The following is a 24,963-nucleotide window of genomic DNA, read 5'->3' as shown; positions in this document are numbered from 1 at the left end:
CGTTATTCCTCGATGCCGAGCTTGGCCTTCACCAGCGCCTGTACGGCTTGCGGGTTGGCCTTGCCGCCGGTTGCCTTCATCACCTGGCCGACGAACCAGCCGGCGAGCGAGGGCTTGGCCTGAACCTTGGCAACCTGATCGGGGTTGGCGGCAATGATCTCGTCGACAGCCTTTTCGATGGCGCCGGTGTCGGTCACCTGCTTCATGCCGCGCGCTTCGACGATTTCGGCCGGGTCGCCACCCTCGTTCCAGATGATCTCGAAGAGATCCTTGGCGATCTTGCCGGAAATCGTCTCAGCCTTGATGAGGTCGATGATACCGCCGAGCTGTGCCGGCGAAACCGGAGTCTCTTCAATGGCTTTGCCGGCTTTGTTCAAGGCGCCGAGCAGGTCATTGATGACCCAGTTCGCAGCAATCTTGCCATCGCGTCCTTTGGCTACCGCCTCGAAATAGTCCGCGATCGACTTCTCGGAAACGAGAACCGACGCATCGTAAACCGAAAGGCCAAGGTCGCGAACGAACCGCTCCTTCTTGTCGTCCGGCAGTTCCGGCAGGTCGGCCTTCAGTGCTTCGACGAAAGCGTCGTCGAATTCCAGCGGCAACAGGTCCGGGTCCGGGAAATAACGGTAGTCGTGCGCGTCTTCCTTGGAGCGCATGGATCGGGTCTCGCCCTTGTTCGGGTCGAACAGACGGGTCTCCTGGTCGATCACGCCGCCGTCCTCGAGGATGCCGATCTGGCGGCGTGCCTCATATTCGATCGCCTGGCCGATGAAGCGGATCGAGTTGACGTTCTTGATCTCGCAGCGCGTGCCGAAGGCTTCGCCCGGACGACGGACGGAAACGTTGACGTCGGCGCGCATCGAGCCTTCGTCCATGTTGCCGTCGCAGGTGCCGAGGTAGCGCACGATCGAGCGCAGCTTGGTCATGTAGGCTTTCGCCTCGTCCGACGAGCGCATGTCGGGCTTGGAGACGATCTCCATCAGGGCGACGCCCGAACGGTTGAGGTCGACATAGGACATCGACGGATGCTGGTCGTGCATCGACTTGCCGGCATCCTGTTCCAGATGCAGGCGTTCGATGCCGATCTCGACGTCTTCGAACTGTCCCTGACGATCCGGCCCGATCGAGATGATGATCTTGCCTTCGCCGACGATCGGATCCTTGAACTGCGAGATCTGATAGCCCTGCGGCAGGTCCGGGTAGAAATAGTTCTTGCGGTCGAAGATCGAGCGCTTGTTGATCGTAGCCTTGAGGCCGAGGCCGGTGCGCACGGCCTGTTTCACGCATTCCTCGTTGATGACGGGCAGCATGCCGGGCATGGCGGCGTCGACGAGCGAAACGTTCGCGTTCGGCGCATTGCCGAACTCCGTCGAGGCACCCGAGAACAGCTTCGAATTGGAAAGCACCTGGGCATGGACTTCCATGCCGATGATGACTTCCCAGTCGCCGGTGGCGCCGGGAATGAAGCGTTTCGGATCGGGGGTGCGGACGTCGACAATGCTCATATCATGCTCTTCTTTGAAGCCTGAATTCTTGGTTTCTCGGTAGAACAATTGGTTCACCGGTGCAAGTTGTTCGGCGTCATCTGACGTCTATCTCTGTGCAACCGCGAATGCGAAGCGCCGCTTAACCACCGCTTAGCACCCTTGCGCCAAGATTTCCCAATGTCGACCGTAACCGCACTCGCATTGTACGCAGCCTACATCAACATCCTAAGCTTCGGGCTGTTTTGGTTTGACAAACGGGCTGCGCGCGCGGGCCGTTGGCGCGTCAGCGAGCAGACATTGCTGACAATCTCTCTCCTCGGCGGAAGTCCTGGTGCGATGGCTGCCCGGCACATATTTCGCCACAAGACGCGCAAGGAACCGTTTCGAACCCGGTTGGCGCTCATCATCGTTTTCCAGCTGGCTGCCGCGACTGTCGGCACCCTGGCGTTGCACGGGCACCTTGACGTGCTCGCAAGCGTCTTCTAGGAAAGCGTCGTCTTTCTGGAGTTTTGATGTTCACTTCTTCGTCTGAGTCCCGGTAAGGGCCCGTCCCCGCAATCCCCTTTGATTGCGCGCACGGGCCGGAAACGTCGCCCCGCATTCCCAGTGATTTGCGGAACGGTTTCCTGCGTTCATACGAACGCTTTTCCGGAACATTCAGAAATGGACATCTCACGCGCCGAACAGCGCATTCTTCATCATTTGGCCCAGGGCGGCCGCATCGAAGTCACCCGCGAAAGCAAGGCGATCATCGAAATTCGATGCTTCACCCGTGACGGCTGGGTCTATCCTGGTTTTGACCTGGAGCTCTTCCGCAAGCTGAAGCGCAAGAAGGCGATCTCGTCCTCTGGCGGCAAGCCCTATCGCATCACGGAACGCGGCTTGCAGCTGGTGCGCGCCGAACTCAACAACCGCTGAGCGGTAAGAACCGATGATGCCGGGCGTCGAATGATGCCCGGCACAGGTGAGCGGTTTTTAGTCTCGCACATTGAGGACTTTGCGAAGACCGATGAACTCAACATCGCTGTCAAGTTGCGGCGCGTAGGCGGTGGAGAGCCAGTTCACGTCGAAACCGCGATTGCGGAAGAACGTCACTGCACGGCCGTTGCGCGCATGCGTCCTGGTAGTGACAGCATCGAACCCGTCCGCAACGACGCGATGCTCGATCTCACCAAGCAGCAACGCGCCGAAGCCCCTGCCCTGGTCTGCCGGCTCGATCCACAGGTCGGAGATCGCGTTGTCGAAATCTTCGCGCGCTGCCCAGCCGCGAATGTCGCCTTCCGCTTCGATCAGCAGAACGGACAACCAGTGATCGGAAAGAAAACGGGAGAACGAGGCTTCGGCCACATGCCGCATTTTCTCGCTGTCGGCGAGACCCGCAATCGCGGATTGCCAGGCGGCGATACCAATCGCCGTCAACCGCTCGATATCGCCGACGCGAGCATGGCGGATGAAGGGCATGACGCGGGCTCCTTCCGCGACAAGAGTGGCTGTGCGTGCCTCAGAAGCAGAATGGCGGTGCCTGCCCGGCACCGCCATCAGAATTTACCACCACTTGGTGGGCGTGAAGCGGCCCGCCGCCTGCTCGATGATATGCGCCGTCTTGAACAGCGTCTCTTCTTCGAACGGCTTGCCGATCAGTTGCAGGCCAAGCGGCAGGCCCTTGTGGTCAAGCCCGCCGGGAACGGCGATGCCGGGCAGGCCCGCCATGTTGACCGTCACCGTAAAGATGTCGTTCAGGTACATCTTGACCGGATCGGATGCCAGATCCTCGTCGGCAATGCCGAAGGCGGAGGACGGCGTGGCGGGCGTCAGGATCGCATCGACGCCGGCGTGGAAGGCCAGCTCGAAGTCCCGCTTGATCAGCGTGCGGACCTTCTGTGCCCGCAGATAATAGGCGTCGTAGTAGCCGGCCGAAAGCACGTAGGTGCCGATCATGATGCGGCGCTTGACCTCCTGGCCGAAACCGGCGGCGCGCGTCTTCTCGTACATTTCGACGATGTCCTTGCCGTCGACGCGCAGACCGTAGCGCACGCCGTCATAGCGGGCGAGGTTCGAGGAAGCCTCGGCCGGAGCGACGATGTAATAGGCCGGCAGGGCATATTTCGTGTGCGGCAGGGTGATGTCGACGATCTCGGCGCCGGCCTCCCTCAGCCAGGCAATGCCCTGTTGCCAGAGCGCCTCGATCTCCTCCGGCATGCCGTCGACGCGGTATTCCCTGGGAATGCCGATCTTCATGCCCTTGATCGACTTGCCGATCGAGGCTTCGTAATCCGGCACCGGCAGATCGACCGAAGTCGTGTCCTTGGTGTCGACGCTTGCCATCGACTTCAGGAGGATGGCGGCATCGCGCACGTCACGGGCGATCGGGCCGGCCTGGTCGAGCGACGAGGCGAAGGCGACGACGCCCCAGCGCGAGCAGCGGCCATAGGTCGGCTTGATGCCGACAGTGCCGGTGAAGGCGGCCGGCTGGCGGATGGAACCGCCGGTATCGGTTGCCGTGGCGCCGGCGCAAAGATGTGCCGCCACCGCCGCGGCAGAACCGCCGGAGGAGCCGCCCGGAACAAGATCCATGTTGGAGCCCTTGGCGCGCCAGGGGTTCTTCACGGCACCATAGTAGGACGTCTCGTTCGACGAACCCATGGCGAACTCGTCCATGTTCAGCTTGCCGAGCATGACTGCACCGTCGTTCCAGAGGTTCTGGGTAACGGTCGATTCGTAGCGCGGCGCGAAACCGTCGAGGATATGGCTGCAGGCCTGCGTGTGCACGCCTTCGGTACCAAATAGGTCCTTGATACCGAGCGGGATGCCTTCGAGTGCACCGGCCTTGCCGGCGGCAATGCGCGCATCCGAGGCCTTGGCCATTTCGCGTGCCTTGTCCGGCGTTACGGCGACATAGGCATTGATCGCCTCGTTGGCGGCGTCGATCGCGCTGATATAGGCGTCCGTCAGTTCGACGGCGGTGATTTCCTTGGCGGCGAGTTTTGCGCGGGCTTCGGCAATCGTGAGGCTGGTAAGGTCGGTCATGATGAAATCGGGCTTTCGCAATCGGGAACGTCGGGGCGGCAGGCGGAGGTTACTCGACCACCTTTGGAACGAGGAAGAAATTGCGATCGGAATTCGGCGCATTGGCAACGATGTCGTCCGCCTTGCTGCCGTCCGACACGGCATCCGTCCGCTTCTTCATCTCCATCGGCGTGACCGAAGTCATCGGCTCGACGCCATCGACATTCACTTCGGAGAGCTGTTCGACGAAACCGAGGATGCCGTTGAGTTCGCCCATCATTCGCTCGGCTTCTTCTTCGCTGACGGCGATACGGGCAAGGCGCGCAACGCGCTTCACGGTGGCAAGGTCTACGGACATGATCGTCTCCGGTAACTGGAACTTCCCCCGCTATAATGGCGCACGGCCAGCCACGCAACGGGGGAATTGCCGGAGTACCGGGCCTCACGTCAAAAGGCCCGGAGCAACATCAGACCTCGACGACGCCGCCAACCTGCGGCGTCTCCACCTTGGTGGATGCACTTTCCATACCGGCAACGAAGGTCTCTGGCGTCTGGTCGATGATCGGGAACGAGCCGTAGTGGCAGGGGATCGCCGTCGAGAACTTGAAAAAGCGCTGGCAGGCGAGTGCAGCAACCGCGCCACCCATGGTGAAACGGTCGCCGATCGGAACGATGCCGATCTCCGGCTGGTGCAGTTCGCCAATCAACGCCATGTCGGAAAAGATGTCGGTGTCGCCCATGTGGTAGAGCGTCGGCTCGTCGTCGAAGTGCAGCACCAGGCCATTGGCGTTGCCGAGCGAGTGGGAGACGCCGTCCTCGGTGATCTGCGCCGAGGAATGCAGCGCGTTGACGAAGGTTGCGGAAAAGTCGCCGAGATGGATCGTTCCGCCGGTGTTGCCCGGCTCCATTTTCGTGACGCCCTGCCTGCCGAGCCACATGCAAAGATCGAAGTTGCCGACGACGGTCGCCCCTGTCTCCTTGGCGATCGCAACCGTATCGCCGACATGGTCGCCGTGGCCATGGGTCAGGAGGATGTGGGTGAGGCCGGCGGTCGCGCCCCTGCGCTCCTCGTCCCGGAAGGCGGGATTGCCGGTGAAAAAGGGGTCGATGAGGATTTTGGCCTTTGCCGTCTCGACGTGAAAGGCGGAATGGCCGAGCCATTTGATCTTCATGACTTTCTCCCTGATGATTTGCGTATCGGAACAGCATATGGAACAGACAACCCTCCGCGCAAAGATCGAATCGACACGGACATGGCAATTCTCACCATCGAAGAGCTGGCATCCCAGCTTCATCAGAACCAGGCGATCGCCGGGCTCGACCTTGGCACCAAGACGATCGGTCTCTCGGTCTCCGATCTCGGCCGCCGTTTCGCGACCCCCCGCGAGGTGATCCGCCGGGTCAAGTTCGGGGTGGACGCGGAAGCACTGTTGTCAGTGGCGGAAAAAGAAAAGGTCGCCGCCTTCGTCATCGGCCTCCCCGTCAACATGGACGGCAGCGAGGGACCGCGCTGTCAGGCGACCCGCGCCTTCGTGCGCAACATGGAGCAGAAAACGCCGCTGCCCTTCATCTTCTGGGATGAACGACTTTCTACCGTTGCGGCCGAGCGCGTGCTGATCGAGATGGACGTTTCGCGACGGAAGCGGGCCGAACGCATCGATTCGGCCGCCGCCTCCTTCATTCTTCAGGGCGCGCTCGACAGGCTGACGTCGCTTGAAAGGGACGCCCTCTCGGACTGAGCTTTGCCGGCACCGAAATGACGGCGATACCAGGCTGCGATCTCCCGGCGCTTGCGAAAACCGATGATGGCAAAGACCACGAAACTATCGAAGACGATTGCGCGGGCGACAAGCGGCGGGATCGTCTCCGGCGGAATGCCGAGGACATGGCCGTAGACCTGGAACACGAGATCGTGGGTCTGCCGCGTCAGCATGAAGAAGCCGAAGCTCATGTCGTAATAGGAGAGACCATACCACGACGTGAGGAACACGACCGGGCAGGCCCAGAGGATTAGAAACCACTTCATGCGGCTCCCCTTTCCGAAATGCGGCGGTAGACCAGCGGATATATGGCGCGGTCTGCCAGCAACAAGGCGAGCAGGATCGTCGTTGGGACCGCAATATCCATCGCCAGTCCGGCGAAAAACATCATCATGATGATCAAAAGGCCAGTTCTCACCGAACTGCTCCATCCGGATTCTGTTGAAATGCCTGGTCAATTTCCTCCTTGCGGGGAAGACGTGCAACGTAAACCATTTGTTAAGGTTAATTTGCACAGGGCTGGTCTTTTCGTGCCGTTGGATGGGGCCGCGCTCCGATTTTTCTTCACCATGCCGCAAGCCCATTCCGGTCTCAGCGGAATTCGGGTAGCGATATCCCTCCCCCTCGCAGGTCCTCCTCCATGACCGTCGTCTTTGAAAGCATCCTCCCGATCTTCCTGCTCGTACTGCTCGGCGCCTGGCTCAAGCGCTCGACATTCGTCGACCAGAGCCTTTGGCTCGGGCTCGAGCAGTTTGGTTATTTCATCCTGTTCCCCGCCCTTCTGTTCTCGACGCTCGCCCAGGCAGACTTTGCCGGCCTTAGAGCCGACGCGACGGCCATCGCGACGGTCGGCAGCGTCAGCCTGATGTCGGCCTTCGTGCTGTTGCTCTGGCCAATTCTGCGCGACCGGAAGGTGTCCGGTGCCTCCTTCACATCGGTCTTCCAGACCGCGACGCGTTGGAACGGCTTCATGGCGCTGGCAATTGCACAGAAGCTTTACGGCCCGATCGGCTTGACGCTGACCGCCCTGGTGATGACGCTCGTGATCATCCCCATCAATCTCTACAACATCGGCGTGCTGGTCTGGTTCGGCGGGGGCCATCGTGACTTCAGGCGCTTCTTCGCCAAGATCGCCACCAATCCGCTGATCGTCGCCTCGGTGCTCGGCATTCTCGTCAACTCGGTCGGCCTGAAGGTCTACGGCCCCGTGATGACCACGATCGAGATGCTGGCAAGCGCCTCGCTCAGCCTCGGGCTGGTAATGGTCGGGGCGGGTTTGCGCGCTTCCGATGCACTAACGCCGAGCGCGACGGCGCTGCTCGCGGTCTTCCTCAAGCTGATCGTCATGCCGGTCTTCATGGTGAGCGCGAGCTACCTGCTCGGCATTCGCGGCGACGCCCTGCTCGTCATCGCGCTTGGCGCGGCCGTGCCGACGGCGATGAACGGCTATCTGCTGGCCAAACAGATGGATGGCGACGCCGAACTCTATGCGGCAGTCGCGACGATCCAGACGGTCGTCTCGTTCTTCACGATACCGCTCGTCCTCTACCTGACGGCTTACGCCGCAGGGGGATAGAGAAGATCGAGGATGTAGGCGGAATCGAAGCGCGAATCGAGCATGCCGTAGGTCGAGCGCCATCCGGCAGCCAGGCGCGATTCGAGGAACGCGTCCGCGATGCGGCCGGCACCGAGGCGGTAAAGCTCGGCGGCTGCTCCTGCGAGCGCCAGTTGCTCGACCAGCATGCGCGCCGCTCCCTCGTCGCGTTCGCAGAGCGACATGGCCGCACGCAGCACGTCGATCGTCTTGCGGCCGGACGGCCCGAGATCGCGCGCCAGAACGACGAAGAGCTGCTCGAAGAGGTCCTTGCCCTTGGCGAGCACGCGCAGCACGTCCAGCGCCATGACGTTGCCGGAGCCTTCCCAGATGGCGTTGACCGGCGCCTCGCGGTAGTGACGCGCCAGCGCGCGCTCCTCCACATAGCCGTTGCCGCCCAGGCATTCCATCGCTTCATAGATCAGCGCCGGCGCGATCTTGCAGGCCCAGTATTTCGCGACCGGCGTCATGATCCGCGCATAGGCCGCGTCTTCCGAACTGCTGCGCGCCTTGTCGAAAGCCTCGGCCAGACGGAAGGAAAGCGCGCTTGCCGCCGCCACATCGAGCGCCATGTCGGCCAGCACACGCGTCATCATCGGCTGGCTGACGAGCGGCTTGCCGAAGACCTTGCGGCCGCGTGTGTGATGCACGGCTTCGGCGAGCGAGGCCCGCATCATGCCGGCGGATGCCAGCGCACAGTCAAGGCGCGTCAGCGTCACCATGTCGAGGATCGTCCGTATGCCGGCATCCGGTGCCCCGAGGATGAAGCCGAAGGTGTCGGAGAACTCGACCTCTGACGAAGCGTTGGAGCGGTTGCCGAGTTTGTCCTTCAACCGCTGGAAACGCAGCCCGTTGGCGCTGCCGTCCTCCAAGAGACGCGGCACGAGGAAGCAGGCGAGGCCGTCGCGCGTCTGTGCCAGCATGACGAAGGCGTCGCTCATCGGCGCCGACATGAACCACTTGTGGCCGTTGAGCCGGTAGATGCCCTCGCCCACGCGTTCCGCCGTAGAAGTGTTGGCGCGCACGTCCGTGCCACCCTGTTTCTCGGTCATGCCCATGCCGACGGTGACCGCCGATTTCTGCATCCAGGGGCGGTTGGTGGAATCGTATTTGCGCGACAGGATCTTCGGCGCCCATTCCTTCTGGACCGCCGGCGACGCAGTGATCGCGGCAAGCGAAGCGCTCGTCATCGTCAGCGGGCAGAGATGGCCGCATTCGAGCTGGGCCGTCAGATAGAAGCGGATGGCGCGGGTCTTGTGCGACTGGTTGCGTTCATCCGGCAGATTCTCCCAGGCGGACGCGTGCAGGCCCGAAGACATCGAGCGGCGCATCAGCGCATGCCAGGCCGGGTGGAACTCGACGACGTCGAGACGCTCGCCGCGCGGACCATGCGTCTTCAGCTTCGGCGGACCTTCGTTCGCCATGCGCGCCAGTTCCTGTGCTTCCGGCGAGGTGACGTAACGGCCGAGCAGGTCGAATTCGTCGCGCAGCGTCTTGCTCATGCCAGAGGTGATGTCCACCACCAGCGGGTCGGAGCGATAGGCATTGACACCGGACCAGGGCTTGGGCTGGTTCAGCTCGGCGAGTTTCTGTTCAGTCCGGTTCATCTGATTCATGGGCCGGTTCTAGCGCAAGTTTTACGACCACGGAACGGGGCGCGAAAAAGATAGGATCGCCGTTGCAAGTTTTCTGCGGACGGTGACGCCCAAGCCTTGCCGTGCCGAGGGCCAAGTCTTATAGAGCGACCACATTTCCAGAGCGCAAGGGCGGCCCATGATCACTTTCCCGCATCGCCACCTGCTCGGCATCAAGGGGCTCACGGAGCAGGATATCACCTATCTGCTCGACCGCGCCGATGAAGCCGTCCAAATCTCCCGTCAAAGAGAGAAGAAGACTTCTACGCTTCGGGGCCTGACGCAGATCAACCTCTTCTTCGAAGCCTCGACCCGCACGCAGTCTTCCTTCGAGCTCGCCGGCAAGCGCCTCGGCGCCGATGTCATGAACATGTCGGTCGGCAATTCCTCGGTGAAAAAAGGCGAGACACTGATCGACACGGCGATGACGCTGAACGCCATGCACCCGGATGTGCTGGTCGTGCGCCATTCCTCGGCCGGCGCCGCGGCGCTGCTGGCGCAGAAGGTTTCCTGCTCCGTCGTCAATGCCGGCGACGGCCAGCACGAGCACCCGACCCAGGCGCTGCTCGACGCGCTGACGATCCGCCGCGCCAAGGGCAAGCTCTCACGCATCATCGTGGCGATTTGCGGCGACGTGCTGCACTCGCGCGTGGCGCGCTCCAATATTCTCCTCCTGAACCAGATGGGCGCCCGCGTCCGCGTGGTCGCTCCGGCGACGCTGCTGCCCTCGGGGATCGCCGAGATGGGCGTTGAGGTTTACCACTCCATGGCCGAGGGCCTGAAGGGTGCCGACGTCGTCATGATGCTGCGCCTGCAGCGCGAGCGCATGGCCGGCGCCTTCGTTCCTTCGGTGCGCGAATACTTCCACTATTACGGGCTCGATGCGGAGAAGCTGAAGGCTGCCAAGGACGATGCACTCGTCATGCATCCCGGGCCGATGAACCGCGGCGTCGAGATCGCCTCGGAAATCGCCGATGGCCCGCAGAGCGTGATCGAACAGCAGGTCGAGATGGGCGTTGCCGTACGCATGGCGGTGATGGAAACGCTGCTTCTCTCGCAGAATCAGGGGCCGCGCCTATGACCAGACCACTCGTTCTGAAGAACCTCCGCATCGTCGACCCCTCGCGCAACCTTGATGAGGTCGGCACCATTATCGTTGGAAACGACGGCCGCATCCTGGCTGCTGGCGCCGATGCGCAGAACCAGGGCGCGCCGGACGGCGCCTTCGTCAAGGACTGCGCCGGGCTCACCGCAGTCCCGGGCCTCGTCGATGCCCGCGTCTTCGTCGGTGAACCGGGCAGCGAACATCGCGAGACCTTCGAATCCGCGTCGCGCGCGGCAGCAGTCGGCGGCGTCACCACTTTCATCGCGATGCCGGACACCGATCCTGTGATCGACGATATCGCGCTGGTCGAGTTCGTGAAGAAGACGGCGCGCGACAAGGCCGTCGTCAACGTGCACCCGGCCGCGGCCCTGACCAAGGGGCTGGCCGGGGAAGAGATGACCGAATTCGGCCTGCTGCGCGAAGCCGGCGCCGTCTGCTTCACCAATGGCCGGCGGTCGATCCACGATACGCTGGTTCTGCGCCGGGCCATGACCTATGCACGCGAATTCGGCGCCGTCATCGCCCTTGAGACACGCGACAAGTATCTCGGCGCCAACGGCGTCATGCACGAAGGCCTGCTCGCGAGCTGGCTCGGTCTTGCCGGGATCCCGCGCGAGTCGGAGATCATCCCGCTCGAGCGCGACCTGCGCATTGCCGGCCTGACGAAGGCGGCCTATCACGCCGCGCAGATTTCGGTTCCCGAATCGGCAGAGGCCATCCGCACCGCGCGCGAACGCGGCGCCAACGTCACCTGCGGTATCTCCATCAACAATCTGGCACTCAACGAGAATGACATCGGCGAGTACCGCACCTTCTTCAAGCTTTCGCCGCCGCTTCGCAGCGAGGACGACCGGGTCGCCATGGCCGAGGCACTGGCCGATGGCACCATCGACATCATCGTCTCCTCGCATGACCCGCAGGACGTCGATACCAAACGCCTGCCCTTCGCCGACGCCGCCGATGGCGCCATCGGCCTGGAAACGCTCGCGGCTGCAGCCCTTCGCCTGCACCACAGCGGCCAGGTTCCGCTGATGCGCCTGATCGATGCCATGTCGACGCGTCCGGCAGCCATCTTCGGTCTCGACGCCGGCACGCTGAAACCCGGCGCCAAGGCGGATATCGCGGTCCTCGACCTTGACGAGCCGTGGGTGCTCTACAAGGAAGCGATCGTTTCGCGCTCCAAGAACACGCCGTTTGAAAATGCACGCTTTACCGGCCGGGTTGTGCAAACCTATGTTGCGGGCAAGCTTGTGCATTCCGCATAAGCCCAAAGCGGTCGCGCGGGAGGGGAACCGGTGGATCTATTTTCCTGGCAGCTCGGGCTGCCCTTGACGTTGGTGAGCCTCGCCTTCGGCTATCTGCTCGGCTCGATCCCATTCGGGCTGATCCTGACCCGCATGGCGGGGCTCGGCGACGTGCGAAAGATAGGCTCGGGCAATATCGGCGCGACCAACGTGCTGAGAACCGGCAACAAGAAACTCGCAGCCGCCACGTTGCTGCTCGACGCCCTGAAGGGTACGGCGGCGGCGGCCATCGCCTCCTATTGGGGCGTCGAGGCAGGCATCGCCGCCGGCTTCGCGGCGTTTCTCGGTCACCTTTATCCGGTCTGGCTCGGCTTCAAGGGCGGCAAGGGCATTGCCACCTATATCGGCGTCCTCCTCGGCCTCGTTCCCGTCATGGTGCTTGCCTTTGCGGCGATCTGGCTCGCCATGGCGAAAATCACCCGTTACTCCTCATTGTCCGCCCTGGTTGCAACGGCTATCATTCCGGTTCTACTTTACGCGGTAGGGAACGAGAAGGTCGCTCTCCTCTTCGCCGCAATGACCGTCATTAGCTGGGTGAAGCATCGCGCCAATATCCAGCGGTTGCTCGCCGGCACGGAAAGCAAGATTGGAGATAAGGAATAATGTCTGAGGACAGCGCAGGACGAACCGGAGTGGCGCTGACCGAACGACAGAAACTCTCCTGGCTGCGGCTGATCCGCAGCGACAATGTCGGTCCCATCGCCTTCAGGGACCTGATCAACCACTTCGGCACCGCTGAAAATGCGCTCGACGCGCTTCCCGAGCTGTCCCGGCGCGGAGGAACCAAGCAGGCCTACCGCGTGGCGACCGTGAGTGAGGCCGAACGGGAACTGGAAGCGGCGCGACGCTGCGGCGCGGTCTTCGTCGGCATCGGCGAGCCGGGTTATCCCTCGGCGCTGCGACAGATCGACGGCGCTCCCCCTCTTCTCGCCATGAAGGGCGACCTCAAGGCGGCGACCCGCCCGTCGCTCGGTATCGTCGGCTCGCGCAATGCATCGGCGAGCGGCGCAAAGTTCGCGGCGATGATCGCGCGCGATGCCGGTCGCGCCGGCTATGTCGTTAGTTCGGGTCTCGCCCGCGGCATCGATACGGCCGCCCATCGCGCGAGCCTCGAAACCGGCACGATCGCCGCACTTGCCGGCGGGCTGGATCGGCCCTACCCGCCCGAAAACCTCGGCCTCCTCGAGGAGATCACATCGGGCCGCGGCCTCGCGATCAGCGAGATGCCTTTCGGGTGGGAGCCGCGGGCCCGCGATTTTCCGCGCCGGAACCGCCTGATCGCCGGCGTCAGCCTCGGCGTCGCCGTCGTCGAGGCGGCCACGCGCTCCGGCTCCTTGATCACCGCCCGTTATGCCGCCGATTTCGGCCGGCTCGTTTTCGCCGTTCCGGGATCCCCACTCGATCCCCGATGCCATGGCACGAACGATCTTCTGAAACAGGGCGCGATCGTCACGACGTCGCCGGGCGATGTCCTCGAAGCGCTGGCGCCGCTCAGCCAGTTCGAGTTAGCCTTGCCTGGCGCCAGGGAACCGGAGAGGCACACGCCATCGAGCGCCCCCACCACAACCAGCGACAACGACCGTGCGGCCATCATCAATGCGCTCGGCCCGACGCCGGTCGAGACGGACGACATCGTCAGGCACACCGGGCTCTCTCCAGCGCAGGTCTACCTGCTTCTTCTGGAACTCGATCTCGCCGGGCGGCTCGATCGGCACGCCGGCGGGCTCGTGTCTCTCACGACAAGCGAATGAGTGCCCGCGATGGTGATCCGCGGCCGCGGCGAAGCGATGGGACATCCCATTGCAGATTGCGGACGCCATGCAATCTTGCGTGAGTTGCATCGCCTCCTCTCATCGTTATTTTGGGTGAACCCTCTTGACCCCGCACGAATCCCTGTCCATTTCGGGGCATCGATACAAGGCGACACACGGCGCTGACAGCGCTGACGCCCGAACCAGAACCGGTTGTCTCAGAAAATGACGATGAATGTTGTAGTGGTGGAGTCGCCTTCCAAGGCAAAGACGATCAACAAGTACCTCGGGCCTGGCTACAAGGTGCTGGCTTCGTTCGGCCATGTGCGCGACCTGCCGGCGAAGGACGGTTCGGTCCGCCCGGACGAAGACTTCGAAATGTCCTGGGAGGTCGACGGCGCCTCGGCGAAGCGCATGAAGGACATTGCCGACGCGGTCAAATCCTCCGACGGCCTCATTCTCGCAACCGACCCGGATCGCGAAGGCGAAGCCATTTCCTGGCACGTGCTCGACCTCTTGAAGAAAAAGAAGGTGCTCGGTGACAAGCCCGTGAAGCGCGTCGCCTTCAATGCCATCACCAAAAAAGCCGTTCTCGAAGCGATCGCCCACCCGCGCGACATCGACATCTCGTTGGTCGACGCTTATCTGGCGCGCCGCGCGCTCGACTACCTCGTCGGCTTCAACCTCTCCCCGGTGCTCTGGCGCAAGCTGCCGGGCGCCCGCTCGGCCGGCCGCGTGCAGTCCGTCACGCTGCGTCTCGTCTGCGACCGCGAAGCCGAGATCGAGCGCTTCGTCTCGGAGGAATACTGGAACATTTCAGCACTGCTGAAGACTCCGCGCGGCGACGAGTTCGAGGCTCGCCTCGTCTCGGCCGACGGCAAGCGCCTCGCGCCGAAGGCGATCGGCAACGGCGAGGAAGCGAACCGGCTGAAGACCCTGCTCGATGGCGCCGCCTATGTCGTCGACAGCATCGAGGCGAAGCCCGTCAAGCGTAACCCGTCGCCGCCCTTCACCACCTCGACGCTGCAGCAGGCGGCATCCTCCAAGCTCGGCTTCTCGGCCTCGCGCACCATGCAGGTCGCGCAGAAGCTCTACGAAGGCGTCGACATCGGCGGAGAGACGGTCGGTCTGATCACCTATATGCGTACCGACGGCGTGCAGATGGCGCCGGAAGCGATCGAGGCCTCGCGCAAGGCGATCTCCAGCCAGTTCGGCGATCGTTACCTGCCGGAAAAGCCGCGCTTCTATTCGACCAAGGCGAAGAACGCCCAGGAAGCGCACGAAGCCATCCGCCCGACCGATTTCAACCGCACGCCGGACCAGGTTCGCCGCTTCCTCGATGGCGACATGCTGCGGCTCTATGACCTCGTCTGGAAGCGCGGCATCGCGAGCCAGATGGCATCCGCCGAGATCGAGCGCACGACCGCAGAAATCACCGCCAACAATGGCGGCAAGACCGCCGGCCTGCGTGCCACCGGCTCCGTCATCCGCTTCGACGGCTTCATCGCCGCCTATACGGACGCCAAGGAAGACGGCGAGCAGAGCGACGACGGTGACGAGGATGGTCGCCTGCCGGAGATCAATGCGCGCGAGAACCTCGCGAAGCAGAAGATCAACGCCTCGCAGCACTTCACCGAGCCGCCGCCGCGCTACTCGGAAGCGAGCCTGATCAAGAAGATGGAAGAGCTCGGCATCGGCCGGCCTTCCACCTATGCCGCCACGGTCACGACGCTGCTCGACCGCGACTACATCACCAACGACAAGCGCAAGCTCGTGCCGCAAGCCAAGGGCCGCCTGGTGACGGCGTTCCTGGAGAGCTTCTTCACGCGCTATGTCGGCTACGACTTCACGGCGTCGCTCGAAGAGAAGCTCGACCAGGTCTCGGCCGGAGAGGTCAACTGGAAAGACGTCCTTCGCGACTTCTGGAAGGATTTCTTCGCGCAGATCGAGGAAACCAAGGAACTGCGCGTCACCAACGTGCTGGACGCGCTGAACGAGGAACTGGCGCCGCTGGTCTTCCCGAAGCGCGAGGATGGCGGCGATCCGCGCACCTGCCAGGTCTGCGGCACCGGCAAGCTGTCGCTGAAGCTTGGCAAGTATGGCGCCTTCGTCGGCTGCTCAAACTATCCGGAGTGCAACTTCACCCGCCAGCTTTCCTCCGAGAGCAACGGCGACCAGGAGGCGGCGGTCTCCAACGAACCGCAGGCGCTCGGCAAGGATCCGCATACCGGCGAGGAAATCACGCTGCGCAGCGGCCGCTTCGGTCCCTATGTCCAGCGTGGCGACGGCAAGGAAGCCAAGCGCTCGAGCCTGCCGAAGGGCTGGACGCCATCGACCATCGACCATGAGAAGGCGGTCGCCCTTCTGTCGCTGCCGCGCGACATCGGCGCGCATCCCGAAACCGGCAAGATGATCTCGACCGGCCTTGGCCGCTACGGACCGTTCGTGCTGCATGACGGCACCTATGCCAATCTCGAATCGATCGAAGACGTGTTCTCGATCGGCCTCAACCGCGCCGTCTCGGTTCTTGCCGACAAGCAGTCGAAGGCCGGTGCCGGGCGTGGCCGCGCGGCAGCCGCCGCGCTCAAGGAACTCGGAGAGCACCCGGAAGGCGGCGCCATCACCGTTCGGGACGGGCGCTACGGTCCCTATGTCAACTGGGGCAAGGTCAATGCCACGCTGCCCAAGGGCAAGGATCCGCAGTCGGTAACGGTCGAGGAGGCGCTCGCGCTGATTTCGGAGCGCGCCGCCAAGGGCGGAACGACGAAGGGCAAGGCAAGCAAGGCCAAGACGACCAAGGCAGCGGCAAAGTCCGAGGACGGTGTCGCGAAGACGACCAAAGCCAAGGCACCCGCCAAGAGCAAGACGAAGACGGCCGCCAAGGCCAAGAAGGGCTGATTTTGACCAGAATACCGCGCGACCCGACCGAACAGTCCGGCAAGAGAAGCATGGGCAAGAAGCCTGTTCGCGCGGCCAAGGGAGGATCGGCCGCGGCGAGCGAACCCATCATCCACGGCGCGGTTCCACCGCGTGACGTGCTGATGCGCTTCATCGCCGAAAATCCTGACCGCGCCTCCAAGCGCGAGATCGCCAAGGCCTTCGGCCTCAAGGGCGAGACCCGCGTCGAACTGAAGGCGCTGCTGAAGTCACTCGAAGTCGACGGGTTCGTCGAGAAGAAGCGCAAGTCGCTGGTGCGTCCGGGCGCCCTGCCCCCGGTGACCGTGCTCGACATCACCATCCGCGACGTCGACGGCGAGCTGATCGGCCGGCCGGCCGAATGGCTTGACGATGACGGCGTCGCCCCGGCGGTGCTGATCAAGCAGTCGGCCGTAGGCAAGGCCAAGGGCAAGGTTCCGGTTGGCGGCCTCGGCGACCGCGTGCTCGCCAAGATCTTCCCCGCCAAGGAACGCGGTGGACCTGCCTATACCGCACGCATCATCAAGGTGCTCGACAAGCGCAAGGACGCGGTGCTCGGCGTCTTCCGCTCGACGCCCGGTGGCGGTGGCCGATTGATGCCGATCGACAAGCGCGGCGAGGAAGTGCTCGTCGATCCGGAATTCACCGGCAACGCCAAGGATGGCGATCTGGTCGAGGTACAGCTCGCACGGCTCGGCCGTTACGGCTTGCCACGTGCCCAGGTGCAAAACGTCATCGGCTCGGTGGCCTCGGAGAAGGCGATCTCGATGATCGCGATCCATTCGCACGGCATACCCCACGTGTTCCCGGAACGGGTGATCGAGGAGGCAAATGCCGCCGGGCCCGCCACCATGGCGCATCGCGAAGACTGGCGGACGCTGCCGCTCATCACCATCGACCCGGCCGATGCGAAGGATCACGACGACGCCGTTCATGCCGAGCCGGATTCGTCCGAAGACAATCCCGGCGGCGTCGTGGTTACGGTCGCGATCGCCGACGTCTCCTACTATGTGCGGCCGAAGACCGCCCTGGACCTCGAGGCACTGAAACGCGGCAACTCGGTCTACTTCCCCGACCGGGTGGTGCCGATGCTGCCCGAACGGATTTCGAACGATCTCTGCTCCCTCAAGGAAGGCGTCGACCGCCCAGCGCTGGCCGTGCGCATGCGGTTTTCCAAGGAGGGCCGCAAGGCCGGCCATACCTTCCACCGCATCATGATGAAGAGCGCGGCGAAGCTCTCCTACCAGCAGGCGCAGGCGGCGATCGACGGCAACCCGGATGAAAAGACCGGGCCGATCCTCGACGCGATCCTGAAGCCGCTCTGGGAGGCTTATCGCATCCTCACGCGCGGGCGTGACCGGCGCCAGCCGCTCGAACTCAACATGCCCGAGCGCAAGATCATCCTGAAGCCCGACGGCACGGTCGACCGTGTCTTCGTTCCCGAACGCCTCGATGCCCACAAGCTGATCGAGGAAATGATGATCCAGGCAAACGTCGCTGCGGCCGAGACGCTGGAGCAGAAGCGCCAGGTGCTGATCTACCGCGTTCACGACCAGCCGTCGCTCGCCAAGCAGGAAAGCCTGCGCGAATTCCTGGCAACGCTCGACATCTCGCTCGTCAAGGGCGGCAACATGCGCTCGAACCATTTCAACGGCGTTCTCGCCAAGGCCGAGGGAAAACCCTTCGAGACGATGGTCAACGAGATGGTGCTCCGCTCGCAGAGCCAGGCCATCTACAGCCCCGAGAATATCGGGCACTTCGGCCTGAACCTCTTGAAATATGCGCATTTCACCTCGCCGATCCGGCGTTATGCCGACCTCATCGTGCATCGGGCGCTGGTTGCCTCGCTCGGTCTCGGCGAAGGCGGACTGACGCCGCAGGAAGAGGGCGTGCTCGACGACATCGCCGCCGAGATCTCGACCTTCGAGCGCCGCGCCATGGCAGCGGAACGGGACACCGTCGACCGGCTGATCGCCCATCATCTGAATGGCCGTGTCGGCGAGGAATTCGACGGCCGCGTTTCGGGCGTCACCAAGGCGGGACTCTTTGTCACCCTGCCCGCCTATGGCGCCGACGGCTTCGTTCCGATATCTACGCTCGGACGCGACTACTTCATCTATGATGAGGCGCATCAGGCGCTTTCCGGCGAAAAGACCGGGCTCGGCTATCGCCTCGGCGATCCGGTGCGCGTCAAGCTCGTGGAGGCCGTGCCGCTTGCGGGTGCGCTCAGGTTCGAGATGCTGAGCGAAGGGCGCAAGATGCCGACGGCGACGCGCTCCTTCCACAAGTCCGGCCGGCGCGACCGCACCGTGGCACGCAAGAAGCCGGGAACACGGCCGCCGAGAGGCCGGCGATAGGTCCCCGCAAGGCAGAGGAATAGGCATGAAAGCAGCGGCAGGCGAAACACTTCAACTGGGCAGCCGCGAAAGCGACGAGCGCTCGGTTGGCCTTTCGATGAAGCGCGGCTTTCTCGGCCGCTGTCCGGCCTGCGGTAGCGGCAAGCTGTTTCGCAGCTACGTCAAGTCCGTCGATGCCTGCGCCGCCTGCGGCGAGCGCATGGACCACCATCGTGCCGATGACTTCCCGCCCTATATCGTCGTGACGATCGTCGGCCACCTCGTGCTTGCCGGCTATATGATGACCGACCTCATCCTGCCGTTGACGACGTGGCAGCATCTGGCGATCTGGGCGCCGATCACCGTGATCAGTTCGCTGGGGCTGCTGCAGCCGGTCAAAGGTGCCGTCATCGGCCTGCAATGGGCGCTGAGGATGCACGGCTTTGGCGGTCACGAAGACGCGCCGGAGGATGTCCTGCCGCCGCGAGACGACAGGGCATGACGTCTGCGCGGAGCCAGGGCGTCCAGGAACGCCAGCGTCCCGCGGCTGTCAGACCGCGGGATGCCGCCTCCGTCATGCTGCTCGACCGCCAAGGGAAGCGCGTGCGGGTTTTGATGGGCAAGCGGCACAGCGCCCACGTCTTCATGCCGGATCTCTATGTCTTCCCCGGTGGACGGCGCGATGCCGGCGACCACCGCATCAGTTTTGGTTCCGATCTTCACCCGGCGGTCCTGCATGCACTGAAGACGGCCGGCCCGCGCAAGCTGACCGACGCACGCGCCCGCGCGCTCGCCCTTGCCGGACTGCGTGAGCTCTACGAAGAGGCCGGCATCGCTGTCGGCCAACCAGCGCCTTCGGCCACCGCGCCGGTTCCCTTTCTTCCCGATCTTGCAAAGTTGCGCTATATGGCTCGGGCCATTACCCCTCCGGGCCACGCGAGGCGGTTCGATACGCGCTTCTTCGCTTTGTTTGCGGACGAGGCCGGGATCGATCCGACACGCTTCCTGGACAGCCGGGAGCTTCAGGATTTGCAGTGGATCGATGTGAACGATTCTCCGTCTCTACGGATACCTGACATCACCGCCATCATACTTGCGGATCTCAGAAGCAGTCTCGACACCGATCCGTCGCTCCCCTGTGAACGAGCGGTGCCACTCTATGCCGCGCGCCGTGGGCGCCTCGTCCGCACGTTGCCCTAAGGATCTTCGTCTGATGTCACAGCCGTCGCCCGGTACAGTTGCACCGGTTGGGGATATTCACTGGCGGTCGCTGATCGCTGCCGTTGCCGCAATCAGCGCCGTTGGCATCGCCATCGGCCTTGGTCTGCCGCTGCTCTCCATCATCATGGAGAAGCGTGGGATTTCCTCGACGCTCATCGGGCTCAATTCGGCGATGGCCGGCCTTGCCTCGATGGCGGCCGCGCCGTTCACCACAAAGGTCGCCCATCGCTACGGAGTCGCGCAGACCATGTTGTGGGCCGTGCTGGTCGCCGCCATGAGCGGCTTCGGCTTCTACTACATCACCAGCTTCTGGCTCTGGTTTCCGCTGCGTGTGGTCTTCCACGGTGCCATTACTGTGCTCTTCATCCTCTCGGAATTCTGGATCAACGCGACTGCACCACCAAGCAAGCGCGGCTTTGTGCTCGGCATCTACGGCACGGTTCTTTCGCTCGGTTTCGCCACCGGTCCCCTCCTCTTCTCCATCCTCGGCAGCGAGGGCATCCTGCCCTTCGTCGTCGGCGCGGGCGTGATTCTGCTTGCCGCCGTGCCGATCTTCCTGGCGCGTGACGAGAGCCCTGTCATCGACGAGAAGCCCGAGCGGCATTTCCTGCGCTACGTCTACCTCGTTCCCACGGCCACGGCCGCCGTCTTCATCTTCGGCGCGGTCGAATCGGGCGGGCTTTCGCTGTTCCCGGTATTCGGTACCCGGTCCGGCTTCACCGAATCACAGGCCGCACTGCTGCTGACGGTGATGGGCATCGGCAACTTCATCTTCCAGATCCCCCTCGGCATGCTGTCCGATCGGGTGAAGGACCGGCGCACGCTGTTGTCCGCGATGACGGTCATCGGCCTCATCGGCGCGCTCTGTCTGCCGATGCTGGCCGAAAGCTGGTTCCTCATGGCGGTCGTGCTGCTCTTCTGGGGCGGTTGCGTTTCCGGGCTCTACACCGTGGGCCTCAGCCATCTGGGGTCTCGCCTGCAGGGCGCGGATCTTGCGGCCGCCAACGCCGCCTTCGTGTTCTCCTATGCGGTCGGCACGGTCGCTGGCCCGCAGGTCATCGGCGCCGCGATGGACGTCACCGGCGACAACGGCTTCGCTTGGGCGATCGCCGGCTTTTTCGCTCTCTATGTCGCGCTTTCGGTGGTCAGGATCGTTTTGAATCCAAAACGGCCTTGACTTTTCGGCCGCGATTTGTAGTTTCGCGCCAACCTTGCCCGTGGCCCGCAACCGGTTGTCCACGGCTTTCATTGTTACAAAGGCAGGACGACCATGGCAAAAGCCACCACCATCAAGATCAAGCTGCTTTCGACAGCCGACACGGGTTTCTTCTACGTCACCACCAAGAACAGCCGTACGATGACGGAAAAGATGACGAAGACCAAGTACGACCCGGTCGTCAAGAAGCACGTCGAATTCAAGGAAACCAAGATCAAGTAAGATCGACCGTTTCCCGGGGATCAAAGGGCGCCGACCGCAAGGTCAGGCGCCCTTTCCTTTTGGGCGCTCGCGCATGGAGCATGGGCTTTCGGCGATCGCGGCACCGTCCAGTTGACGGTCGAAAGGCATGCCATCTCGCGCCTCTCGCCTGATCCCCCAAAGCAAAAACGCCGCCCCGGGATGGGACGGCGCTTCGCAAAGGGGGTCGGCTGGCCTCTGACTGCGGCACGAGGATTCCGCAGGCGTCAAAAGCCAACCGACCGACCCCACGACCCAGGAGATGCGGCGGACCTGAGCATCATGGGGTAAGCAAAATGTTAGGAGGCGATGCCCTCTTGTTCATCAGCATCACCTGAAAATGGAAAAAAATCAACGAATTCTTAATGCGCGAAGCGGTGCCGCTAAGCGCATGGTTAATTCTGTATCAGACTGAGACAGGCGCACGGCCTGGGCGCCGCGGCTACCCAAACTCCCCGGTAGCATCGGCTGCGGCGAGAATACAACTTTAGATGCAACCCGCAAGAGGTGGCCCCAAGAAATTCACCGGGGCGCGAAGCGTCCGGATTGGACGGCCAAATGCTCAGGCGGCCGCCGCCACCACCCGGTTGCGGCCCTCGTTCTTGGCTTGGTAAAGTGCCGTATCCGCGCGCTTGAGCAGAGCCTCGGCCGTATCGGCATCCGGCCTGAGCGTCGCGATTCCCATCGACGCCGTCACCTTCAAAACACCATCCGCCTGCGGTACCGGGAACGGCAAGCTTTCGATAATCATGCGTAAGCGTTCGGCGACGCCGGCCGCCATTTCAGCCGACGTATCCGGCATCACGACGACAAATTCCTCTCCGCCGAAACGACAGGCAAGATCAGCCCCACGCACGGTCGTGCGGATGCGGTTGGCGAACTCCCGCAGCACCTCGTCGCCGGCATCATGGCCGTAGGTATCGTTGACCTGTTTGAAACGGTCGATGTCCGTCATGCAGATGGACAGCGGCCGGCCGCGCGCCGCAGCCCGATCCATCAGCAGTTTCAGGTGAGTGTCGAAATAGCGGCGGTTGTGCAGGCCCGTCAGGCCGTCGGTGACGGCAAGTTCGATGGTCTGCTGCACGCTCGCGCGCAGCCTGTCATTGCAATGCTTGCGCCGGATCTGGGTCATGGAGCGAGCGATCAGCTCATTCGGATCGACCGGCCGCATCAGGTAATCGGTCACGCCGAGATCGAGCGCGCGCACCACCATCTCGTCGCTGCCCTGCTCCGCGATCAGCAGGATGGGAATGAAGCGCGTCCGCTCCAGCGAGCGCAACTGCGAGCACAGCCGCAGAGGATCGTAGTCGTCGAAGTTCGCGTTGACGATGACCAGGTCGAAATTGTTCTCGGCCGCTTCGAAGAGCGCTGCCTGCGGATCGGAAATCACCGAGACATCCGCGATCGGCGCAAGCGCGCGCTGCAGCCTCTCCTGCGACGAGCCGCGGCCATCGACGAGCAGAACATTGCCCGGCTCGTCCGGGCGGTCCGCGCGGCCGACGTCCTCGAGGCCGATGGTCTGCGCCGTCTGAGCGCGCAGGCGCAGTTCGTCGCTGACATTCTTCAGCCGCACCAGGCTCTTCACGCGCGACATCAGTTGGAGATCGTTGACGGGCTTCGTCAGGAAGTCGTCGGCGCCAGCCTTCAGGCCGCGCACGCGGTCCGACGGCTGATCGAGCGCCGTCACCATGACGACGGGAATGTGCGCCGTGCGCGGATTGGCCTTCAGTCGTTCGCAGACCTCGAAACCGTCGAGACCGGGCATCATGATGTCGAGCAGCACGAGATCGATGGGCGTCTTCTCGCAGAGCGCCAAGGCCGAATAGCCGTCATTGGCCGTCAACACATCGAAATATTCGGCGAGCAGCCTGGCTTCGAGCAACTTCACATTGGCCGGAACATCATCGACGACAAGGATACGCGCAGTCATAACAATTTTCCCGCCGCTCAGGCATCGCCCAGGTAGGTTTTGATCGTTTCTATGAACTTCGGTACGGAAATCGGCTTGGAAACATAGGCTTCGCATCCACCCTGGCGGATGCGCTCCTCGTCTCCCTTCATTGCAAATGCGGTAACGGCGATGACAGGAATGACGTGCAATTCATCGTCTTCCTTCAGCCACTTGGTCACTTCCAGACCGGACACTTCCGGCAACTGGATATCCATGAGAATGAGATCGGGCCGGTGCTTGCGCGCGAGTTCGAGCGCCTCCATGCCGTTGCGCGTCTGGATCGTCGCATAGCCGGAAGCCTCAATCAGGTCGCGGAACAGCTTCATGTTCAGCTCGTTGTCCTCAACAATCATTACCTGTTTGGGCATGTCGATCCCTTGCTGTCCATCGTCACCTTGCAAGTCTCCTCAGGACATTTAACTTGCAGAGCCGACGACTCGACCCATTTCCTCAACTTCAGAGATAGGCCTATTTGGTTGAAAAATAGGTAACTCCGCACGTAAAAACCATACGGGGACGAAGCATTGAAGAGCGCTGATGAAATCGCCATCGACATCCTTGCCTGGCTCGCCGGCGAGCCTGAGCTTCTGTCCCGTTTCCTGGCGCTTACGGGCACCGATCCCTCGGCGTTGCGCAATGCCATCGCCGAGCCTGGATTCATGGGCGGTCTCGTTGCCTTTCTCATGGACCACGAGCCGACGCTGATGGCATTCTGCCAGGCGACCGGTACGGCGCCGGAAGATGTGGTGCGCGCCCATGCGGCACTTTCGGGCCATTCGGAATTTGAGGATTGAGCGTGCCAGGCGCGTCCACAGGCGACCGCATCCAGCTTCGAGAGCGCCCGCTGATCGTCAGCGACATCGATGAGGTCGTGCTCGAATTCATCAATCCGTTCAAGCTCTTCCTTGAAGGCTGCGGCCACGTTCTGCTGCCCCGATCCTTCCGTTTGACCGGCAACATCGTCGATCGTACGAACGAACGACCGCTCGCGGAGGCGGAGGTCAAAGCCCTGCTTGATTCCTTCTACGGGTCGCAGGATCGCTGGCAGAAGCCGGCCGCACAGGTCGTCGAGACCTTGGCCGCGCTGTCGAAGGAAGCGGACATCGTTTTCCTCACCGCCATGCCGCCGCATCACACCGCGGTCCGCCGCGCCTTGCTCGACCGGCTTGGCCTTCCCTACCCGTTGCTTGCCTCCGAGGAGCCGAAGGGACCGATCGTGCAAAAACTGCACGCCGGACGGCCGGTTCCGCTGGTCTTCGTCGACGACATTCTCCGCAACCTGCAGTCGGTCCAGCGCCACGCGCCGTCCTGCCTGCTGATCAACCTCATGGTTAACGCGGAGTTCCGCGCGCTCGCCCCAAAGCCGGACGCCGGCATCCGCGCGGCCGCGGACTGGCCAGAGGCCGCGGCGGCCATTCGTGCGCATTTCGAGGGCTAGTTCA

General features: G+C 63.1%; 26 protein-coding genes. 16 read left to right on the top strand and 10 right to left on the bottom strand.

Translation table 11 applies throughout. The features are described from left to right. Window positions 1-2 precede the first annotated feature (2 nt). The gene (gatB, locus tag QM996_RS05315; RefSeq protein ID WP_500269589.1) at window positions 3-1,505 is read right to left on the bottom strand and encodes an Asp-tRNA(Asn)/Glu-tRNA(Gln) amidotransferase subunit GatB; all 1,503 of its coding nucleotides are present in this window, start codon (window positions 1,503-1,505) and stop codon (window positions 3-5) included. A gap of 159 nt (window positions 1,506-1,664) precedes the next feature. Between gatB and QM996_RS05310 the strand changes: the two genes are divergently transcribed. Continuing rightward, a complete protein-coding gene (locus QM996_RS05310) occupies window positions 1,665-1,973 on the top strand; it encodes a DUF1294 domain-containing protein (RefSeq protein ID WP_500269588.1) in 309 nt (102 codons plus the stop codon). A 177-nt stretch (window positions 1,974-2,150) separates the two neighbouring features. Continuing rightward, window positions 2,151-2,405 (top strand): YjhX family toxin, encoded by a 255-nt coding sequence (locus QM996_RS05305; protein WP_173516218.1) that lies wholly within the window; start codon window positions 2,151-2,153, stop codon window positions 2,403-2,405. Between the two features lie 57 nt (window positions 2,406-2,462). Here QM996_RS05305 and QM996_RS05300 read toward each other — a convergent pair whose 3' ends face one another. From QM996_RS05300 to QM996_RS05285, 4 genes are all read right to left on the bottom strand, one after another. Then, window positions 2,463-2,948, bottom strand: coding sequence for a GNAT family N-acetyltransferase (locus tag QM996_RS05300; RefSeq protein ID WP_500269587.1), 486 nt, complete (start codon window positions 2,946-2,948; stop codon window positions 2,463-2,465). Between the two features lie 84 nt (window positions 2,949-3,032). Further along, the gene (gene gatA, locus QM996_RS05295) at window positions 3,033-4,514 is read right to left on the bottom strand and encodes an amidase (RefSeq protein WP_500269586.1); all 1,482 of its coding nucleotides are present in this window, start codon (window positions 4,512-4,514) and stop codon (window positions 3,033-3,035) included. A 49-nt stretch (window positions 4,515-4,563) separates the two neighbouring features. Next, complete coding sequence (gene gatC, locus QM996_RS05290) at window positions 4,564-4,851, bottom strand: Asp-tRNA(Asn)/Glu-tRNA(Gln) amidotransferase subunit GatC (RefSeq protein ID WP_500269585.1); 288 nt, start codon at window positions 4,849-4,851, stop codon at window positions 4,564-4,566. 109 nt (window positions 4,852-4,960) lie between these two features. After that, window positions 4,961-5,665 (bottom strand): metal-dependent hydrolase, encoded by a 705-nt coding sequence (locus QM996_RS05285; protein ID WP_500269584.1) that lies wholly within the window; start codon window positions 5,663-5,665, stop codon window positions 4,961-4,963. 81 nt (window positions 5,666-5,746) lie between these two features. Between QM996_RS05285 and ruvX the strand changes: the two genes are divergently transcribed. After that, complete coding sequence (gene ruvX / locus QM996_RS05280) at window positions 5,747-6,232, top strand: RuvX/YqgF family protein (protein ID WP_500269583.1); 486 nt, start codon at window positions 5,747-5,749, stop codon at window positions 6,230-6,232. Here ruvX and QM996_RS05275 read toward each other — a convergent pair. Then, the gene (locus QM996_RS05275) at window positions 6,178-6,519 is read right to left on the bottom strand and encodes a DUF6105 family protein (RefSeq protein ID WP_500269582.1); all 342 of its coding nucleotides are present in this window, start codon (window positions 6,517-6,519) and stop codon (window positions 6,178-6,180) included. The genes ruvX and QM996_RS05275 overlap by 55 nt on opposite strands. After that, window positions 6,516-6,671, bottom strand: coding sequence for a hypothetical protein (locus tag QM996_RS05270; protein ID WP_500269581.1), 156 nt, complete (start codon window positions 6,669-6,671; stop codon window positions 6,516-6,518). Before QM996_RS05270 ends, QM996_RS05275 begins: the two co-directional genes overlap by 4 nt. Before the next feature lie 222 nt (window positions 6,672-6,893). On the opposite strand from QM996_RS05270, the gene QM996_RS05265 reads away from it, so the two are divergent. Continuing rightward, window positions 6,894-7,829, top strand: a complete 936-nt coding sequence (locus QM996_RS05265) for an AEC family transporter (protein ID WP_500269580.1) — start codon at window positions 6,894-6,896, stop codon at window positions 7,827-7,829. On the opposite strand, the gene QM996_RS05260 is transcribed toward QM996_RS05265, so the two are convergent. Then, window positions 7,811-9,463 carry an acyl-CoA dehydrogenase family protein gene (locus QM996_RS05260; RefSeq protein ID WP_429808827.1) on the bottom strand — a complete coding sequence of 551 codons (1,653 nt, stop codon included), beginning with the start codon at window positions 9,461-9,463 and terminating at the stop codon, window positions 7,811-7,813. The two genes, QM996_RS05265 and QM996_RS05260, sit on opposite strands and share 19 nt — an antisense overlap. Before the next feature lie 157 nt (window positions 9,464-9,620). Here QM996_RS05260 and QM996_RS05255 point away from each other — a divergent pair, with 157 nt between their 5' ends. The 10 genes from QM996_RS05255 to rpmG all read left to right on the top strand — a co-directional run bounded on the left by QM996_RS05255 (window position 9,621) and on the right by rpmG (window position 21,552). Continuing rightward, window positions 9,621-10,562 (top strand): aspartate carbamoyltransferase catalytic subunit, encoded by a 942-nt coding sequence (locus QM996_RS05255; RefSeq protein WP_500269579.1) that lies wholly within the window; start codon window positions 9,621-9,623, stop codon window positions 10,560-10,562. Beyond that, complete coding sequence (locus tag QM996_RS05250; RefSeq protein WP_500269578.1) at window positions 10,559-11,851, top strand: dihydroorotase; 1,293 nt, start codon at window positions 10,559-10,561, stop codon at window positions 11,849-11,851. Before QM996_RS05255 ends, QM996_RS05250 begins: the two co-directional genes overlap by 4 nt. Before the next feature lie 30 nt (window positions 11,852-11,881). After that, entirely contained in the window at window positions 11,882-12,493 is a 612-nt protein-coding gene (plsY, locus tag QM996_RS05245; RefSeq protein ID WP_500269577.1) for a glycerol-3-phosphate acyltransferase, read from the top strand. Next, window positions 12,493-13,641 (top strand): DNA-processing protein DprA, encoded by a 1,149-nt coding sequence (gene dprA / locus QM996_RS05240; protein ID WP_500269576.1) that lies wholly within the window; start codon window positions 12,493-12,495, stop codon window positions 13,639-13,641. Before plsY ends, dprA begins: the two co-directional genes overlap by 1 nt. 231 nt (window positions 13,642-13,872) lie before the next feature. Continuing rightward, window positions 13,873-16,539 (top strand): type I DNA topoisomerase, encoded by a 2,667-nt coding sequence (topA, locus tag QM996_RS05235; protein WP_500269575.1) that lies wholly within the window; start codon window positions 13,873-13,875, stop codon window positions 16,537-16,539. 2 nt (window positions 16,540-16,541) lie between these two features. Continuing rightward, window positions 16,542-18,914, top strand: coding sequence for a ribonuclease R family protein (gene rnr, locus QM996_RS05230; RefSeq protein ID WP_500269574.1), 2,373 nt, complete (start codon window positions 16,542-16,544; stop codon window positions 18,912-18,914). A gap of 25 nt (window positions 18,915-18,939) precedes the next feature. Then, window positions 18,940-19,395: a DUF983 domain-containing protein gene (locus QM996_RS05225; RefSeq protein ID WP_500269573.1), complete on the top strand. Its 456-nt coding sequence runs from the start codon at window positions 18,940-18,942 to the stop codon at window positions 19,393-19,395. Next, window positions 19,392-20,093, top strand: coding sequence for an NUDIX hydrolase (locus QM996_RS05220; protein ID WP_500269572.1), 702 nt, complete (start codon window positions 19,392-19,394; stop codon window positions 20,091-20,093). Before QM996_RS05225 ends, QM996_RS05220 begins: the two co-directional genes overlap by 4 nt. 13 nt (window positions 20,094-20,106) lie before the next feature. Continuing rightward, window positions 20,107-21,291, top strand: a complete 1,185-nt coding sequence (locus QM996_RS05215; protein ID WP_500269571.1) for an MFS transporter — start codon at window positions 20,107-20,109, stop codon at window positions 21,289-21,291. Window positions 21,292-21,384: 93 nt separating this feature from the next. Then, window positions 21,385-21,552 (top strand): 50S ribosomal protein L33, encoded by a 168-nt coding sequence (rpmG, locus tag QM996_RS05210; RefSeq protein WP_034795357.1) that lies wholly within the window; start codon window positions 21,385-21,387, stop codon window positions 21,550-21,552. A 580-nt stretch (window positions 21,553-22,132) separates the two neighbouring features. Here the strand turns inward: rpmG and QM996_RS05205 are convergent. Together QM996_RS05205 and QM996_RS05200 are read right to left on the bottom strand one after the other, a co-directional pair. Further along, entirely contained in the window at window positions 22,133-23,500 is a 1,368-nt protein-coding gene (locus tag QM996_RS05205; protein ID WP_500269570.1) for a PleD family two-component system response regulator, read from the bottom strand. A gap of 17 nt (window positions 23,501-23,517) precedes the next feature. After that, the gene (locus QM996_RS05200; RefSeq protein WP_003537642.1) at window positions 23,518-23,889 is read right to left on the bottom strand and encodes a response regulator; all 372 of its coding nucleotides are present in this window, start codon (window positions 23,887-23,889) and stop codon (window positions 23,518-23,520) included. A gap of 156 nt (window positions 23,890-24,045) precedes the next feature. Here QM996_RS05200 and QM996_RS05195 point away from each other — a divergent pair, with 156 nt between their 5' ends. After that, window positions 24,046-24,315, top strand: coding sequence for a DUF3572 domain-containing protein (locus QM996_RS05195; protein WP_500269569.1), 270 nt, complete (start codon window positions 24,046-24,048; stop codon window positions 24,313-24,315). Beyond that, window positions 24,312-24,959: a hypothetical protein gene (locus QM996_RS05190; RefSeq protein ID WP_500269568.1), complete on the top strand. Its 648-nt coding sequence runs from the start codon at window positions 24,312-24,314 to the stop codon at window positions 24,957-24,959. The genes QM996_RS05195 and QM996_RS05190 overlap by 4 nt, the downstream gene beginning before the upstream one ends. Window positions 24,960-24,963: the final 4 nt, after the last annotated feature.

Origin of the sequence: Sinorhizobium chiapasense (assembly GCF_045277575.1) — a bacterium.
In the GTDB taxonomy this organism is placed as follows: Bacteria; Pseudomonadota; Alphaproteobacteria; order Rhizobiales; family Rhizobiaceae; genus Ensifer; species Ensifer chiapasense_A.
This window is presented reverse-complemented; position numbering and strand designations above follow the sequence as displayed.